At 75.6% G+C, this 16,042-nt stretch carries 10 protein-coding genes; 6 read left to right on the forward strand and 4 right to left on the reverse strand.

All coding sequences use genetic code 11. The features are described from left to right. The first annotated feature begins 70 nt into the window (after positions 1–70). The 3 genes from KGD84_RS11870 to KGD84_RS11880 all read left to right on the forward strand — a co-directional run bounded on the left by KGD84_RS11870 (position 71) and on the right by KGD84_RS11880 (position 3,595). Positions 71–1,291 carry a cytochrome P450 gene (locus KGD84_RS11870; protein WP_220560351.1) on the forward strand — a complete coding sequence of 407 codons (1,221 nt, stop codon included), beginning with the start codon at positions 71–73 and terminating at the stop codon, positions 1,289–1,291. Beyond that, positions 1,291–2,532, forward strand: coding sequence for a cytochrome P450 family protein (locus KGD84_RS11875; RefSeq protein WP_220560352.1), 1,242 nt, complete (start codon positions 1,291–1,293; stop codon positions 2,530–2,532). Before KGD84_RS11870 ends, KGD84_RS11875 begins: the two co-directional genes overlap by 1 nt. Positions 2,533–2,656: 124 nt before the next feature. Beyond that, positions 2,657–3,595: a hypothetical protein gene (locus tag KGD84_RS11880; RefSeq protein ID WP_220560353.1), complete on the forward strand. Its 939-nt coding sequence runs from the start codon at positions 2,657–2,659 to the stop codon at positions 3,593–3,595. Between the two features lie 5 nt (positions 3,596–3,600). Here KGD84_RS11880 and KGD84_RS11885 read toward each other — a convergent pair whose 3' ends face one another. From KGD84_RS11885 to KGD84_RS11900, 4 genes are all read right to left on the reverse strand, one after another. Next, positions 3,601–4,401 (reverse strand): ABC transporter permease, encoded by an 801-nt coding sequence (locus tag KGD84_RS11885; RefSeq protein ID WP_255646466.1) that lies wholly within the window; start codon positions 4,399–4,401, stop codon positions 3,601–3,603. Further along, the gene (locus KGD84_RS11890; protein ID WP_255646467.1) at positions 4,394–5,119 is read right to left on the reverse strand and encodes an ABC transporter permease; all 726 of its coding nucleotides are present in this window, start codon (positions 5,117–5,119) and stop codon (positions 4,394–4,396) included. The genes KGD84_RS11885 and KGD84_RS11890 overlap by 8 nt, the downstream gene beginning before the upstream one ends. Positions 5,120–5,169: 50 nt before the next feature. Beyond that, positions 5,170–6,120, reverse strand: a complete 951-nt coding sequence (locus tag KGD84_RS11895; protein WP_220560355.1) for an ABC transporter ATP-binding protein — start codon at positions 6,118–6,120, stop codon at positions 5,170–5,172. A 150-nt stretch (positions 6,121–6,270) separates the two neighbouring features. Further along, a complete protein-coding gene (locus KGD84_RS11900; protein WP_220560356.1) occupies positions 6,271–7,956 on the reverse strand; it encodes an ATP-binding cassette domain-containing protein in 1,686 nt (561 codons plus the stop codon). A 410-nt stretch (positions 7,957–8,366) separates the two neighbouring features. On the opposite strand from KGD84_RS11900, the gene KGD84_RS11905 reads away from it, so the two are divergent. From KGD84_RS11905 to KGD84_RS11915, 3 genes are all read left to right on the forward strand, one after another. Then, positions 8,367–9,896, forward strand: a complete 1,530-nt coding sequence (locus tag KGD84_RS11905) for a TIGR02677 family protein (RefSeq protein WP_220560357.1) — start codon at positions 8,367–8,369, stop codon at positions 9,894–9,896. A gap of 283 nt (positions 9,897–10,179) precedes the next feature. Further along, complete coding sequence (locus tag KGD84_RS11910) at positions 10,180–11,547, forward strand: DUF2398 family protein (protein WP_220560358.1); 1,368 nt, start codon at positions 10,180–10,182, stop codon at positions 11,545–11,547. Next, positions 11,547–15,935, forward strand: coding sequence for an SbcC/MukB-like Walker B domain-containing protein (locus KGD84_RS11915; RefSeq protein ID WP_220560360.1), 4,389 nt, complete (start codon positions 11,547–11,549; stop codon positions 15,933–15,935). Before KGD84_RS11910 ends, KGD84_RS11915 begins: the two co-directional genes overlap by 1 nt. Positions 15,936–16,042: the final 107 nt, after the last annotated feature.

A 16,042-nucleotide genomic window follows, 5' to 3' on the forward strand; every position in this document is an offset into this window, starting at 1 on the left:
GCCACCGGGCCGCTCCGGCCGGGGCGGCCCGCCCCATGCCGCCATCCACAACCGACACACGAGGTGCCCGGTGGACACGACGACCCCGGTCCGGCTCTACGACCCCGAATTCAACACCGACCCCCGCGGCTTCTACCGGAAGATGCGCGCCGAACACGGCCCCGTGGTGCCCGTCCTCATGGACGGCGACGTCCCGGCCTGGCTCGTCATCGGCTACCGCGAACTGCACGGGGTGCTCGGCGACTCCGACACCTTCGCCCGCCACCCCAGCCGCTGGAACGCCTGGGACCGGGTGCCCGAGAACTGGCCGCTGCTGCCGATGCTCGCCCCGCTGCCCAACGTGCTGTGCGCGGAGGGCGAGGAGCACCGGCGGCGCACCCGCGCCATCAACGACGCCATCAACGGCGCCGACCCGCACGAGCTGCGCATCCTCGTCTCGCGGATCGCCGACCGGCTGATCGACGCGTTCTGCGGCTCGGGCGGGGCCGACCTGCGCGCCGGCTACGCCGAACGCGTCCCCGCCCTGGTGCTGTGCCGCATGTACGGCCTGGACGACGCCACCGGCGACGCCATCACCTCCGACATGAACGTGCTGTTCAACGCCGGCCCCGACGCCATCGCCGCCCACCAGCGCATGGTCGGGGCCTTCGCGGAGCTGATCGCCTCCCGCCGGGCCGTGCCCGGCCCCGACATCGTGTCCCGGATGATCGCCCACGCCGCGGACTACACCGACGACGACCTCAACGCCGACCTGCTCGCGGTCCTGGCCGGCGGCCACCAGACCACCGGCGAGTGGATCGGCAACGCGCTGCGGCTGATGCTCACCGACGACCGGTTCGGGACCTCCCTCTTCGGCGCCCGCAGCAGCGCCCGCGAGGCCCTCGTCGAGGTGCTGTGGGAGGACTCGCCCTCCCAGATGAACGCCGGCCGGTTCGCCGCCCACGACGTCGAGCTGGGCGGCCGCATCATCCGCAAGGGCGACCTGCTGCTGCTCGGCTACGCCGCCGCCAACCAGGACCCCGCCCTGCGGACCGGCGCCGCCGGCCCCGGCCACGGGGCCAACCACGCCCACCTGTCGTTCTCCCACGGAGAGCACAGCTGCCCGCACGCCGCCCAGGGCCTCGCCGAGACGATGGCGGTCACCGCGATCGAGGTCCTCCTCGACCGGCTGCCCGACATCGAGCTCTCCGTCCCCGCAGACGAGGTCCGCTGGCGGCCGTCCCCCTGGATCCGGGGCGTCACCGCGCTCCCGGTCTCCTTCACTCCCGCAACCCCGCAAGGAGTCCATTGATGTCCTGCCCCTTCCACGCGGCCGACGGCGTCCCCCTCATCCACGCCGTCCCCGAGGACGTCCAGGCCGACCGCGAGCGCCTGTACCAGGAGGGCCCGCTGACCCGGGTGGAGCTGCCCGGCGGCGTGCGCGCCTGGGCCACCACCCACCACGAGGTCAGCAAGGCGACGCTGAACGACCCCCGGTTCGTCAAGAGCGTCGACCACTGGGCCGACTACCAGGAGGGCCGCGTCCCCGAAGGCTGGCCGCTGCTGGGCACCATCCCCACCGACAACACCAACATGCTGGCCCTGGACGGCGCCCCCCACCGGCGCCTGCGCCAGCTCACCGCCAGCCCGTTCTCGGCGCGCCGGGTCGAGCGGCTGCGCCCGCGCATCGAGCGGATCACCGCCCGGGCGCTGGACGCGCTGGAGCCCCGGGCGTCCCAGACCCTGGACCTGAAGTCGGAGTTCACGTTCCGGGTGCCGATGGCCGTCATCGGCGAGCTGTACGGGGTGTCCGAGGCCGAGTACGAGAACCTCGGCGAGATGTACGCCAAGCTGTTCTCCGGCACCACGGAGGAGGGCGAGCACCTCCGGATCTACCACACGCTGTTCCAGTACTTCGGGGAGCTGGTCGCCCGCAAGCGGGCCACCCTGGACGAGCACGACGACTTCACCGCCGACCTCATCCGCGCGAGCGAGGACGGCGAGGGCCTCACCGACATGGAGATCACCCTCACCCTGCTGACGGTGGTCGCCGCCGGGCACGAGACCACGGTCAACCTGCTCACCAACGTGGTGCGGGCGCTGCTCAGGTACCCGGAGCAGCTGGAGCGGCTGCGCAAGGGCGAGGTCACCTGGGACGCGGTCGTGGAGGAGACCCTGCGCTACGACCCGCCCAACAACCTCATGATGTTCCGGTTCGCCACCGAGGACATCGAGATCGAGGGTCAGACCATCAAGAAGGGCGAGGCGCTGCTCACCCACTACGGGGCGGCCTCGCGCGACCGCGCCGAGTTCGGCGACGACCCGGAGGTGTTCGACCCCGACCGCGGTAAGGGGCGGCACATCTCCTTCGGGTACGGCCCGCACATCTGCCCGGGTGCGCCGCTGTCGCGCCTGGAGGCGGGGATCATCCTGCCGATGCTGTTCGAGCGCTTCCCCGACCTGAGGCTCGCGGTCCCGGACGAGGAGCTGGTGGTGGCCTCGGCCCTGTCGGTCAACAGCCTCAAGGAGTTCCCGGTCGTGCTGCGCCCGTAGCCCGCGCCCTCCCCGGGGACCGACGGCGTGACGGCCCCCGGGGAGAACCTTGCCGGGACGAAACCCCCTTTTTGCGGACTGTGACCGTACGATCCCCGCAGGCCACCGGCAGGGAGGGGCGGACATGGTCGTGACGAGGAGCTGTGCGCTGGCCCTGGCCGTCCTCCTCGCCGGCTGCGGCGGTCCGGGGGCGGCCGCCCCGGCCGGCGGGGAGGCGCCGCAGGCCACCGGCGCCCCGTCCGCCCCGGGCCCGGCCCCCGTCCTGAGCCCGGCTCCGGGACCGGCGCCGGCCGCGCCGTCCCCCGCGGACCCGTCCCCGTCGGGCGGCCCGGCCCAGGCCACCGCGGAACCCTCCGGGTCCGGCGGGTCCGGTGAGCCCGGCGGGCCCGGCGGCCGGCCCGAGGGCGAACCGCCAAAGGAGGCCGTCACCGGCTACCTGGAGGCGCTGGCCGCCACCGACGACCCCGACCGCATGAGTGAGGGGCTCAACCTGGCGGCGGACGACTCCGCCGCCCACGACCTGCTCCTGCACGCCGCCTCCGTCGCCCGGGCCCGCGCCGACGGCGGCCGGACGCCCGAGGCCGCCGGGCTCACCCCCACCGCCGACGGAGCCCGGCTGTGCCCGGCCGAGGGCAACGACCCCGACTGCGGCGAGTACACCGACTTCACCGGCCGGGACGGGCTGGTGACGGGGCTGCACATCAACGGCTCCGACCCGGGCCCCTCCCTCATCGTCGGCGACGGCGCCACCGCCGACTCCGAGGGCGTCGGCGCGACCCTGGTCACCGCCTACCGGTCCGTCGTCGACCACACCCTGGTGGTGACGGTGGAGTTCGCCGCCGTCGACGCCGTGTCCCTGGACCTGGACGGCGCCGTCTACCGCGCCGCCGACGGCACCGGGCAGCGCGCCGAGGACGCCGCGGGCCGCCGCGAACTCACCGCGGGGACCGCCACCCACGCCGTCTTCCACTTCCCCGACGCCCTGCCGGGCGGCGAGCTCTCCGTCGGCGGCTGCCTCGCCGAGTGCTCCGCCCTCGTCGACCTCTCCCTCCCCGTCGGCTGACCGGCTCAGCCCAGGAGGGAGCCGTCGATCCGGGCGCGGGCGAAGATCCACCGGAAGGCCGCCAGGGCCGCCGCCAGCCAGCACGCCGCGGCCAGCAGCATCCATCCCGTCTCGGCGGCCACGGCGGCGGCCGGGGCGCCCGCCTCCAGCAGCCGCACCGCAGCCAGCCCGTGGACCGCGGGCAGGGCCTGGGCGGCCCACTGCACCGGGACGGGCCAGTACTCCACCGGCACCATCGCCCCGCTGACCACGACGACCAGCGACGACGCGATGTTGCCGATGACGTTGCGCGCCTCGGGGAAGACCAGCGCCACCGAGGCGACGAGCAGCGTCATGCAGTAGGTGGACAGGCAGGTCAGCGCCACGATCCCGACCAGCACCGGCACCTGCCACCAGGCCCACTGGACCCCGAAGAAAGGCGGCAGGGCCAGCAGCGCCACCGACGTGGTCGCCACCGACGAGGCGGGCCACTGCAGGCTGCGGCCGAAGTAGAACCACCCGGGGGACACCGGCGAGGCGGCCAGCAGCCCCATCGTGCCCCGGTGGTGGTCCCAGCAGGTGGAGGCCACCGCCAGCATCGCCTCGGCCACGCAGACCGTCACCGCCGCCCCCAGCACGATGTACCGCGTGTACTCCGGGTCGCCGACCAGCACCCCCACCGTGGAGTAGAACAGCACCTGGCACAGGAGTCGCACCAGCCAGCCGAACAGCCAGGTCTTCCAGGTGTAGAACGCCCGGAAGTCGGCGCGGGAGACGACGGCGCCCTGGCGCACGGTACGCGCCACCGGCGCGATCAGGTCAGACACGGGACAGGCTCCCCTCGGCCCGGGCGCGGCGCAGGAAACGGTCCATGGTGTGCGTGCCGAAGGCCAGTGCCAGCGCCCCCAGCAGCAGCACCGCGGCCAGCCGCGCCGCCGCGTGCTCCACCGGCCCCGGCGCCAGGGAGTCGCGGAACAGGTCCGCGCCCCAGGACAGGTACAGCAGACGGCCCGGCGCCGCCGCCCACAGGGGCAGGAACGCCAGCGGCACCACGACCCCCGACAGCAGGAACACCGGCATGGACAGCGTGTTCTGCACGATGCGCGCCCCCGGCGCGGCGATGAACAGCGCCGACAGGGCGGTGGCCGTGGCAGCGGTGGCCAGTGCCGTGGCCAGGGCCGAGAGCACGAACACCGCCGGGTGATGGACGGTGACCCAGTGCCCGAACAGCAGCCCCGCGGTGGCGATGGCCAGCCCGAACGCGGGCAGGGACACCAGCATCGCCCCGCACAGCCGACCGAACACCAGAGCGGTCGGCGACACCGGGGAGGCGACCAGCAGCTCCAGCCGTCCGTTCTCGCGGTCCTCGGCGATCATCTCCCCGGCGAACATCAGCGCCGCGGTCCACAGCGCCATGAGGGTGGGCGCCACCACCGCGTAGGAGGCCAGGTCGGTGCGCCCGCTGTACAGCATCATCGACAGCAGCACCGCGGTGGTCATCGGGACCGTGGCCAGCGTGAAGTAGGTGTCCACACTGCGCGCCATGGTCCGGGCCTGGAAACCGGATCCCAGCGCGAATCCGGTGAGCGCCGTCCTCACTCGCCCACCGCCATGCCCCGCTCGCCCACCAGGTGGAGGTAGACCTCCTCCAGGTCGGGGCGGCTGCGGGCCACGTCGCGCACCCGGGCCTCGACCAGGGCGCGCTGCACCGCCAGGGTCGCGTCGGGGGAGGAGGTCTCCACCCGGGTCAGCCCCTCCTCGGGGGAGGTCACCGACACCACCCCGGGCAGGCCGGCCAGGGACTCGCGGACCCGGCCGGGGACGCCGCGGGCGTCCACCCGCTCGTAGGCGGAGACGAGGTCGCCGACGGCGGCGGGGGACTCGGTCATGACCAGGGTCCCCCGGTCGATGAGGGAGACCCGGTCGGAGAGCGCCGCCGCCTCGGCCATGTCGTGGGTGGTCATCAGGACGGTGGTGCCCCGGCCGCGCAGCTCGCCGACCAGGGCGCGGAAGTCGCGGGCGGCGACGGGGTCCATGCCCACGGTGGGCTCGTCCAGGATGAGCACCCCGGGGTCGGAGACCAGCCCCCGGGCCAGGTGCAGGCGCTGCTTCATGCCGCGGGAGAAGTCCCCGGCGCGCTCGTCGGCCCGGTCGGCGAGCCCGACCCGTTCCAGGAGCTCGTCGACCCTGCGGCGGCGGGCGGCCCGGCCCAGGCCGTACAGCGACGCCCAGAAGGTGAGGTTCTGCCGGGCGGTGAGCCGTTCGTACAGGCCCTTCTCACCGCCGAAGACGATACCGAGGCGCTCCTTGACCCGGGCGGTGTCGGTGACGACGTCGTGTCCGAGGACCCGGACGGTGCCCGCCGTCGGCAGCAGCACCGTGGAGACGATCTTGCACAGGGTGGTCTTGCCGGCGCCGTTGGGGCCGAGCAGGCCGTGCACCTCGCCGCGGGGGACGTCCAGGTCCAGGCCGCGCAGCGCGTGGAACTCCTCACCTCCCCTGCGTCGGTAGGTGCGGGTGAGGCCGGAGATCTCCAGGGCTTGCATGCGCGGACCTTCCAGGGGGTGGGGTTTCGCCGCTCACATTTATCTTGATGTCGAGATAAATCGACCCTACCCCCGTCCCGGGCGGAGGACAAGGGGCCGGCGACCCCGCGGGGTCGCCGGCCCCGGCGGCCGCGCCCCGGCCCGGCGCCCTCACCTGGCGCGCTGCACGCGGCCCTCGTCCCACACCGGCTCGTCCGACTCGTACACGTTCCCGTCCGCGCCGAACACCAGGAAACGGTCGAACCCCCGGGCGAACCACCGGTCGTGCGTCACCGCCAGGATCGTCCCCTCGTAGGCGTCCAGCGCCGCCTCCAACGCCTCCGCCGACACCACGTCCAGGTTGTCGGTCGGCTCGTCCAGCAGCAGCATCGTCGCCCCCGACAGCTCCAGCAGCAGGATCTGGAACCGCGCCTGCTGCCCGCCCGACAGCGTGTCGAAGGTCTGCTCCGCGGCCCGCGCCAGCTCGTAGCGATCCAGCGCCCGGCCCGCCTCGTCCCGCGGCACCCCCTTCCGGGAGCCCTCGCCCCGGTGCAGGATGTCCAGCAGCGTCCGGCCGGCGAACTCCGGGTGCTCGTGCGTCTGCGCGAACCACCCCGGCAGCACCCGCGCCCCCAGCCGGGCCCGGCCCTCATGCGGCACCGGCGCCCCCCTGGCCCGCTCCTCCTCCGACAGCGGCGTCCCCTCGGGGTCCGAGCCTCCCCCGGCCAGCAGCCGCAGGAAGTGCGACTTGCCCGAGCCGTTGGATCCCAGGACCGCGACCCGCTCCCCGTAGTGGACCTCCAGGTCGAACGGGCGCATCAGCCCGGTCAGCTCCAGGCCGGCGCACACCAGGGCGCGCTTGCCGGTGCGCCCGCCGCGCAGCCGCATCCGCAGGCTCTGGTCCCGGGGCAGCTTCTCCGGCGGCCCCGCCTCCTCGAACCGGCGCAGCCGGGTCTGCGCCGACTGGTACCGCGACGCCATGTCGGAGTTGTACGCCGCCTTCTGCTTGTACATCGACACCAGGGCCTTGAGCTTGGCGTGCTCCTCGTCCCACCGCCTGCGCAGCTCGTCCAGGCGCGCGAACCGCTCCCGCCGCGCCTCGTGGTAGGTGCCGAAGGCACCGGCGTGCGTCCACGCCGTGTTCCCGGCCGCCCCCAGCTCCAGGGTGACGATCCGGTCCGGCACCCGGCTCAGCAGCTCGCGGTCGTGGGACACCAGCAGCACCGTCTTGGGGGTGGCGAGCAGCGCCTCCTCCAGCCAGCGCTTGCCCGGCACGTCCAGGTAGTTGTCGGGCTCGTCCAGTAGCAGCAGGGGGGCCGGACCCCGCAGCAGGGACTCCAGCACCAGCCGTTTCTGCTCGCCGCCGGACAGGGTGCGCACCTCGCGCCACCGGCACCGCTCGTAGGGCACGCCCAGCGCCGCCGTGCAGCACTGGTCCCACACCACCTCGGCCTCGTAGCCGCCGGCGTCCCCGTACCGGGCGATCGCCCCGGCGTAGCGCATCTGGGTCTTCTCGCCGTCGTCGACCATCATCGCGGCCTCGGCCGCCTCCAGGTCGGCGTGCGCTTCGCGCACCGCGGGCGGCGACACCGACACCAGCAGCTCGTGCACCGTGGTCTCGTCGCGCACGTGCCCGACGAACTGGTCCATCACCGCCAGGGCGCCGTCCAGGGTGACCGCCCCCGACTGCGGGCGCTCCGCTCCGCGGACGATCCGCAGCAGGGTGCTCTTGCCCGCGCCGTTCGCCCCGATCAGGGCCGTGACCGAGCCCTCGCCGACCCGGAAGGACACCTCGTCCAGCAGCACCCGCCCGTCCGGCAGGGTGTGGGACACCCGGTTGACATCGATGTGGCCCACGGCCGTACTCCACCGGGGTCGGCGACAGGTCCAGGCGCCCGGCCCGGCCCGCGCGCCTCCCGGCAGGCTGCCACGCCCCCGAACCGCCCGGCAACGGGTTTTCGCCCCGCGGCCGCCCGGCCCCGTGCCGTGGTCCGCCCCGGCCCCGCCCGCCGGCACCGTCCGTTCGGGTACGGCCGGCCACCGTGCCGTTCGCCCCCGGGCCGCGGTCCGCCTCCGCGCCGCCCGCGTGCGCGCCGCTTCCGGAGCCGCCGTCCACAGGCGTCGCCGTCCCGGGACGGACCGTCGTCGCGCGCTGCGATAATGGCCAGTGCCCGACGGCCGGACGGGGGAGACGGGCGGCCGCGGGGAGGGCCGCCGCCGCGCGGCCGCGACGTACCGGCAGCACACAGGGGAACGGGGAACCACGGGTGGCCGAGCGCAGCGCTCTCGACCTGGACGCGCTCACGATCAGCGACCGCTTCCAGCTGTTCAACTTCACCCGCCGCGACGACCACGTCACCTACCTGTGGATCCTGCGCGCCCTGGACCGGCTGCGCGAGGTCCACCGGGTGCAGGCCGGCGCCGAGGACCTGGCCGCCACCCTGCGCGAGCTGGCCGCCGCCCACGACGGGGTGCCCGCCCTGGACACCGCCGACCTGCGCTACCGCCTCGACGAGCTGTACGCCGATCGGGTCGTCCACCGCTTCGACGACGCCTCCCGGGCCGGGAACCTCGCCCGCTACCGCAACCGCCAGTCCGTCTACCAGTTCAGCGAGCTCGGCTACCGCGCCTACCGGGCGGTCGAGGGCGTCCTGGGCGCCCGCAGCGAGGACGTCAACCTGTCCCGCCTGGTCCTCTCCGACGTCCTGGAGGACCTGCGCGCCCTGGCCGACGCCAACCGCACCGGCCGCGCCGAGCACGTCTACCGCCGGCTGTCGCGCCTGGACACCGTGATGGAGGACATGGGCCGCCGCTCCGCCCAGTTCCACGTCACCCTGGGCGAGATCCTGCGCTCCACCGACGCCTCCCCGGACACCTTCCTCAGGTACAAGAACGCCCTGCTGGTCCACATGACCGAGTTCATGGCCGAGCTCGACCGCCACCAGCCCCGCCTGGAGCGCGCGGTGCGCGAGGTGGAGGACACCGGTCTGACCACGCTGCTGGCCCGCGCCGCCGACACCGACGAGCGGCTCTTCATGGACCGCGACGAGCGCCTCGACGACTGGCGTCGGCGCTGGTCGGCGCTGCGCGGCTGGTTCACCACCGAGGGCGGCGCGCCCACCCGTGCCGCCGAACTGCACGCCGCCACCCGCTCGGCGACCTCCGGGGTCATCGCGCTGCTGCGCCAGCTCACCGAGGCCCGGCGCGGCGGGGTCAACCGGGCCACCCAGCTGCGCCACCTGGCGCAGTGGGTCTTCGACACCCCCGACGAGGGGGCCGCGCACGCCCTCATGGGCGCCGCGTTCAACGTCCGCTCCGCCCGCCACCTGGGCGTCGCCCACGAGGACGACGAGCAGATCTCCCCGAACGCCACCTGGTGGGACGCCCCCGGCGTGGAGGTGTCGGTGACGCTGTTCCGCAGCGGCAAGGCGCCCACCGCCGGGGTGCCCAAGCCGGTGCGCCGCAACCCGAACGCCCGCGCCGAGCTGCGCCGCCGCCAGGCGGCCGACCGCTCCGCCGACCGCCAGGCCGCCGCCCGCCTGGCCGAGGAGGGGGCCCACGACCGGGTCCTGGACGAGGTCGACACCCGCGTACTGCTGCGCCTGATCACCCGGGCCCTGGAGTCGCGCGCCGTCGTCGCCGGGCGGCTGTCCTCGGCCACCGGCACCGACGAGGGCACCCTGGTCCGGCTGGTCCCCAGCGACACCGGCAGCACCGTCCGCACCACCCGTGGCCTGCTCCACCTGCCCGGCATGCGCCTGGAGTTGGCCCCCCGCGCCCGTGGAGCCGCCCGATGAGCCGCCCGCCCCGCCCCGCCGCACACACCGCCTTCGCACACGGCGCGCCCGCACCCGGCACGCCCGAGCGCACTGCGTTCACACGCACCGCATTCGTGCACGGCGCGCCCGCACGCACCGGGTCTGCCCGCATCGCGCCCGCACCCGGCATGCCCGCCCACACCGCGGCCGCCCGCCCGCGGGCCGCCGTCCGGCCCGGCGCCGCCCGCCTGTGCGCGGCCGCTCCCGGCGCGGCGCCGCGGGTGTCCGCGCCCCGCGTCCCCACCCGCCCGGGGGAGGGGCGATGAGCCGCCGGCGCCGCCCCGCGCAGCGGATCGACCCCGCCGACCTGGGGGCCTACCAGCAGGCGATGCGCCGGGTCCTGACCTGCGACATCATCACCCGCGACCGGCCCCGCCCCGGAGTGCTCGCCAACGTCCTGCGCTGGGCCGACGAGCTGTCCGAGGACCTGCGCGAGCTGTTCGGCCACACCCTCATCGCCACCACCGAACACGTCCGCCTGGTCCGCGCCCCCGACACCCTGGACCCCACCCAGCGCCAGGTCTTCGCGCGCGCCGGCCGCCCCTTCGACCGGCGCCGCCTGGCCTACCTGTGCCTGCTGCTCGCCTCCTTCCAGCGCTCCCAGGTCGAGGTGAGCCTCGCCGACCTCATCCGCCACTTCACCCCCTCCGCCAACGCCGTCGGCGGCCTGGGCTACGACCCCACCGACGGCACCCACAAGGCCGCCCTCGTCGACGTCTGCTCCTGGCTGGTCGACCACGGCGCCCTGCACGTCTCCGACGGCTCCCTGGAGGCGTGGGCCGGCGGCCACGGTCAGGCCGACGCCCTCTTCGACATCGACCACGAGGTGTGCGAGGTGCTGTTCCGCCCCGTGCGCCCCGTCCAGCACGTCACCGGCGTCACCGGCCTGCTCGTCCACCACCCCGACGAGCCCACCCGCGAGCAGACCGCCCGCCGTGCCCGCCGGCTCCTCGTCGAACACCCCGTCGTCCACTACGCCGACGTCACCCCCGACGTCGCCGACGCCCTGCGCGCCCCCGGCGTCGCCGAGGAGGTCGCCCGCCTCACCGGCCTGACCGTCGAGCGCCGCGCCGAGGGCGTCCTGCTCGCCGACCCCGGGGGGCTGTTCACCGACCGCCCCTTCCCCGGGCGCGGCAGCGCCGTCAACCGCACCGCCGGGCTCCTGCTGGCCAAGATCGCCGACCGCATGGAGACCGCCCGGGCCGCCCTCACCCACCTGCCGCTGCCCGCGGCCCCGGACGCCCACGCCGAGCTCGCCGCCCGCATCGACTCCGCCCTGCCGCGCGAGGGCGTCGTCGGCGCCCTGGCCTGGACCCCTCCCGCCACCGCCGCCGCGGCCCCCGAGCCCGCGACCGCGCCGCTCATCGAGCAGGGCCGCCTGGAGGCGATGGTCGAGGACCTGTTCGCCGAGTTCGGCGCCGCCTCCTTCACCGCCGCCTGGCAGCGCGACCCCCGCGGACTGCTCGACGCCGCCCTCGAACTGCTCACCGACCTGTCCCTGCTGCGCCCCGTCCCCGGCGGCGTCCTCGTCCTGCCCGCCGCCCTGCGCTACCGCAACATCCAGGGCGCGCTGCCCCAGCGCCCCGACACCGGCATGCTGCCCCTGGGCCTCGAACCGGAAGGAACCTGATGTCCGCCGCCCGCTTCAAGCCCACCCGGGCCGGGGTGATCAACGTCTGGGACTACGTCGACGAGGAGTTCACCTTCGCCGACGGGCGCCTGGTCCTGCGCGGCCACAACGGTTCCGGCAAGACCAAGGCCCTGGAGGTGCTGTTCCCGTTCATCCTGGACGGCCACACCGACCCGCGCCGCCTGGACCCCTTCAGCGGCCAGAACCGCACCATGAAGTCCAACCTCCTCTACCGGGGGCAGGACGCCGAGTACGGGTTCGTGTGGATGGAGTTCGCCCGCCCGGGCGAGGGGTCCCGGCCCGAGACCGTCACCCTCGTCATCGGCCTGCGCGCCCAGCAGCACCGCGACGGCGTCGCCACCTCCTTCTTCGTCACCGACAAGCGCCTGGGCGTCGACTTCGGCCTGCTGGCCACCGACAACCGCCCCCTCACCGAGCGCCAGCTCAAGGTGGCCCTGGGCGAGGGCGCCCACCACACCTCCGCCGCCGACTACCGGGCCGCGGTCGACGCCCGCCTGTTCGGCCTGGGCGACCGCTACATCCAGCTCCTCGACCTGCTGCTGGCCCTGCGCCGCCCGCTGCTGGCCAAGGACCTGGACCCCGAGAAGGTCTCCGACACCCTCACCGCCGGGCTCAGCCCCGTGGACGAGGAGCTCATCGACCAGGCCGCCCGCGACTTCGCCAACCTGTCCGCGGTCCAGCGCCGGTTCGACGACGCCACCGCCGCCCACACCGCCGTCGAGGCGTTCACCGCCTCCTACACCGCCTACCTCACCGCCCACGCCCGGCACCGGACCTCCGGCGTCGCCGCCTCCCTGGCCCGGGCGCAGGAGTACATCTCCGCCCTCGCCGGGCACACCGCCGCGCTGGCCGCCGCCACCGCCGAGGGGGAGCGCCTGGCCGCGGAGGTCGCCCGGGCCGACGAGGAGGCCGCCGGGCTGGACGCGGTCCGCCGGGGCCTGTCCGAGAGCGAGGCGCTGCGCGACGCCCGAGCCCTGGAGGTCGAGCTGCGGCACAGCGACGACCGCGGCCGCGAACTCGCCGAGGCCGAGCGCCGCCTGCACCGCCAGGGCGAGGAGATCGCCCGCCTGCGCGAGGAGGCCGAGGGGGTCGCCCGGCACCTGGAGCAGCGGCGCTCCGCCATCGCCGACCTGCTCGCCGAACTGGAGGAGTCCGCCGACCTGGCCGGGATCACCGGCGACGGCGAGGGCCCCGCCGACACCGACCCCGAGACCGCCCGGGCCCGGGCCGCCGCCCGCGCCGCCGACCTCGACGGGGTCCGCGCGCACCTGGCCGACCTGCACCGGGTCGAGGCCGAACGCGCCCGCGCCGACGCCGACGCCGCCCGCGCCCTGACCGCCCTGACGGAGGCCGAGGAGGCCTGCGCCGGCGCCGAGGCCGGCCTGGAGTCCGCCCGCGCCGACGCCGCCGACGCGCTCGCGGCCTGGTCCGGCCGCTGGGCCCAGGGGCCGGGCGCGGTCTGCGACCGGGCGTCCCTGCCCGCGCTCGACGCCGCCCTGGACACCTGCGGCCAGCCCGGCGCGCCCACCCTCCCGGAGGTCTTCACCGACCTCACCGACCCCGCGCGCACCGACGCGATCCGCCACGAGCACCGCCTGGCCGCGGACCGCGAGCGGATCACCGCCGACCTGGCGGCGGCGCGCGCCGAACGCGCCGAGGTCGCCGCCGAGCGCGACGACGCCCCGCCCGCCGACCGGGCGCGGACCGCCCCGCGCGAGGGGCGGCCGGGCGCCCCGCTGTGGCGGCTGGTCCGGTTCGCCGACGGCCTGGACCCGGCCCGCGCCGCCGGGATCGAGGGCGCCCTGGACGCCGCCGGGCTGCTCACCGCCTGGGTCCACCCCGACCCGGACGCCGCCCGCGCCGCCCTGGACGGCCGCGCCGCCGACGCCCACCTGGTCCCGACCCCGCAGGAGGGCGCCCCCGCGGGCCCCACCCTGGCCGACGTCCTGGTCGCCGAGGAGCAGGACCACGTCCCCGCGGACGTGATCGACCGCCTCCTCGCCTCCGTCGCCCTGGCGGACGCCCCCGACGACCCCGTGGCCTCTGGAATCCCCATGGTCTCCGGCGGCACCACGGCACCTGGGATCTCCGCGGTCTCCGCCTCCTCTGGCGGTACCGCGGCACCGGGAGCCTCCACCACTCCGGGCATCTCCGATCTCCCCACCGCCCACATCAGCACCGCGGGCCACTTCTCCCTCGGGGTGCTGGCGGGCGCCGGCCCCAAGGCCGCCCCCGAGTTCATCGGCGCCACCAACCGCGCCGCCCGCCGACGCGAGCGCCTGGCCGACCTCGACGCCCGCATCCAGGCGTTCACCGCCGAACTCTCCGACCTGGAGGAGCGCCTCGCGGCCGCGGCCGACCGGGTCAAGGCGTTCGCGCTGGCCCGCACCGACCTGCCCGACACCGCGCCCGTCGCCCGCGCCCTCAAGACCGTCGAGCACCACGCCACCCTCGTCGCCGGGGCCCGCGCCGCCCTCGACCGGGCCCGCCTGCGCCTGGACTCCGCCACCGCCGACGTCGACGCCCACCGCACCCGGCTGCGCGCGGCCGCCGCCGAGCGCTCCCTGCCCACCGCGCCCGCCGACCTCGACGCCGTGGCCGCGGCCCTGGAGGCGTTCCGCGCCGCCCACCGCGCCCTGGTCCAGACCCGCGCCGACGTCGAACGCGCCGAGCACGACCTCGCCGAGCGCACCGCCACCATCGAACGCCTCACCCGGGCCCACACCGCCGACACCCGCTCCCACGAGGAGCGCGCCGCCGAGCACGCCGAGACCGTCACGCGGCTCCAGGTCCGCCAGGAGAGCGTCGACGCCCCCGCCCGCGAGGTCATCGACCGGCTGCGCCGCACCGAGGAGGACCTCGCCCGCACCCGCTCGGCCCTCGCCGACCTGCGCCGACGCGCCACCTCCGCCCGCGAGGACGCCGTCCGCGCCGAGGCCGGGATCGAGAACGGCCGCTCCTCCCTCCTGCTCGCCCTGGAGGCCGTGTTCGAGCACTGCGCGGGACTGGCACCGCTCACCCGACCCGGCACCCGGACCCTGCTGGGCATCGACGGCGACCGCGCCTGGCCCGCCCCGGCCCTGTGGCCCGGCGCCGAGGAGGCCGCCGACCGGGTGACCGCCGCCGTCACCGGCGGCACCGACCCCGCCGAGGCCCTGCGCTCGGTCCTGCCCCCGGGCGCGGCCGACACCCTGGACGCCTTCACCGCGACCGTCGGCACCGCACCCGTCACCGAGTCCGCCCTCAAGACCGCGGGCACCCGCATGTCCGAGGCGCTGCGGGTGTTCACCGACGCCCTCGCCGCCACCGCCGACGGCCACCAGGTGGACCACGAGGCCGACCCCAGCGGCCTCGTCGTCGTCCACGTCAACGACGAGGCCGGGCGCAACCCCCTCCCGGCCTTCGCGCGCCTGGTCGCCGAACGCGTCGAGGAGCAGGACGCCCTGCTCCGCCGCGAGGAGCGCGGCGTCCTGGAGGACGAGCTCCTCTCCGCCGTCGCCCAGCAGATCCACGAACGCGTCCGCACCGCCCGCGACCTGGTCCGCAGCATGGACTCCGACACCCGCTCGCGGCCGATGACCTCCGGCACCCGGATCGGCATCCGCTGGACCCGCGCCGACCACCTCACCGACCGCCGCCGCGCCGTCGCCGACCTGCTGCGCCGCGACTCCGCCGGCCTGGGGCAGGACGGCCTGACCGAACTGCGCGGCCTGCTGCGCGACCTGATCCGCGAGTACCACGCCGCCCACCCGCGCGCCACCTACAAGCAGGTCCTGGCCGCGGTCCTGGACTACCGCGAGTGGTACCGGTTCGAGCTGCGCAAGGCCGTCCCCGGCCAGGACGAGGTCCGCCTCACCAAGGCCAAGCACGAGGAGATGTCCGGCGGCGAGAAGTCCGCCGCCATCCACCTGCCCCTGTTCGCCGCCGCCAACGCCCTGTACTCCTCCGCACGCGCCACCTGCCCGCGCCTGATCGCCCTGGACGAGGCGTTCGCCGGCATCGACGACCGCTACAAGCCCGAGCTGATGGGGCTCACCGTCACCTTCGACCTCGACGTGTTCATGACCGGGCACGACCTGTGGGTGCACTACGACAGCGTCCCCATGGCCGCCCACTACGACATGCACCACGACAAGGCGTCCCACACCGTCTCCGCCATGTTCATGCTGTGGGACGGCGCCCAGGTCGTCGACGCCGACGCCGGGTTCTCCGGCAACGACGCCCTGTCCTCCCACCTGCTCGGCATCACCCCGAGCCGGTTCGTCCCCCTGGCCACCGAGGGCACCCTCCCCGTCGGCACCGACGACGCCCCGGGCCCGTCCGGACCGGGGGAGGAGGGCGCACCCGAGCCGGGGGAGGCGGCGTGACCGGCCCGCGGCCGACCCCCTGAACCCGCGGCACGGGGGCGGCCCGGGCGGACACCCGCCCCGGCCGCCCTCCCATCCGCCGTCTGCTGTTCGCCTCGTCCGGTCTG

Source organism: Nocardiopsis changdeensis (assembly GCF_018316655.1).
GTDB classification, from domain to species: Bacteria; Actinomycetota; Actinomycetes; order Streptosporangiales; family Streptosporangiaceae; genus Nocardiopsis; species Nocardiopsis changdeensis.